This window comes from Flavobacterium sp. LC2016-23 (genome assembly GCF_009674775.1).
Classification (GTDB): domain Bacteria; phylum Bacteroidota; class Bacteroidia; order Flavobacteriales; family Flavobacteriaceae; genus Flavobacterium.
Genome location: NZ_WKKE01000061.1, coordinates 1 through 1,344 on the forward strand (window position 1 = coordinate 1; position 1,344 = coordinate 1,344).

The window sequence follows — 1,344 nt, forward strand, 5'->3', positions numbered from 1 at the left end:
AGACACTGTCCTAAAAAGTGTGTAAGTTTAAAAATAACGGGGTTTGACTTTTTAATTAAAGTTGGACCCTTTTTTCAAATATAGTTAAGAACTGATTGAGTATTAATCCCCAATTATGGATTGGCATTGTCCATTTTTTGGTAGCTTCTCTTAAAGCCAAATATACAGATTTTAAAACTGCTTCATCGGTGGGGAATGATAATTTATTTTTGGTGTATTTTCTAATCTTACCGTTTAGATTTTCGATTAGATTAGTGGTATAAATTATTTTCCTAATTTCAACTGGGAAGTCAAAGAATATGGTAAGTTCTTCCCAATTGTCTTGCCATGATTTTACAGCATATGGATATTTACTATTCCATTTATTAGCAAAATCTTCAAGAGAAGCCCTGGCAGCCTGTTTGGTTGGAGCATCATAAATCTGCTTCATATCTTTAGAGAATTCCTTCTTATCTTTCCACACTACATAACGCGCTGAGTTGCGTATTTGGTGCACTACACAGATTTGAGTCTGTGATTCAGGGAATACATTTTTAATAGTCTGAGTAAAGCCGTTTAGGTTATCTGTAGCCGTAATTAATATATCCTCAACACCTCTAGCTTTTAAATCTGTTAAAACTCCTAACCAAAAGCTGGAACTTTCATTCTTGCCCAACCACATACCCAAAACTTCTTTTTTTCCATCTCGATTAAGGCCAACAGCAAGGTAAATAGTTTTATTAATAACCTTTGAGTTCTCCCGAACTTTAAAGACAATCCCATCCATCCAAACGATTAAATAAACAGGCTCTAACGGGCGATTTTGCCAAGCTGTTATATCACTGGAAACAGATTCGGTAATTCTAGAAATAGTGGAGGTTGATATGTCAAATTTATAAACTTCTCTTATTTGTTCTTCAATATCACTAACGGTCATTCCTTTGGCATAAAGAGAGACAATAACATTCTCTAATCCATCAACCATACTTTGACGTTTTGGAATAATCATGGGATTAAAAGAAGCTTCCCTGTCCCTTGGAACCTGAATGTCTGATTCTCCAAATGAAGTTTTTATCTTCTTATTGGAAAAACCATTACGAGAATTAGTTGAAGGCGTCTTTTCGTGTTTCTCATATCCTAGATGAGAATCCAGCTCTCCTGATAGAATAGCTTCTATCCCTCGTTTTTGTAATTGGGCAAGAAAACCGTTTAGGTCTTCGCCTGTTTTGAATTGTTTTAAAAATTCATCTGATAATAAATCTTCTTTTTTCATAAGACTGTGTAAATGTTAAAGTTAAAAAAAAATGATGCTGGTTTTATAACCCCATCATTTTTTAACTTACACAGTTAGTGAGATACTACCTT

1 protein-coding gene is annotated in these 1,344 nt (G+C 34.1%); it reads right to left on the bottom strand.

Annotated features, from left to right (window positions below; all coding sequences use genetic code 11):
- Window positions 1-55: 55 nt before the first annotated feature.
- On the bottom strand, window positions 56-1,252 hold the full coding sequence (locus GJU43_RS22685) for an IS256 family transposase (protein WP_154344179.1): 1,197 nt from the start codon (window positions 1,250-1,252) through the stop codon (window positions 56-58).
- Between the last annotated feature and the right edge of the window lie 92 nt (window positions 1,253-1,344).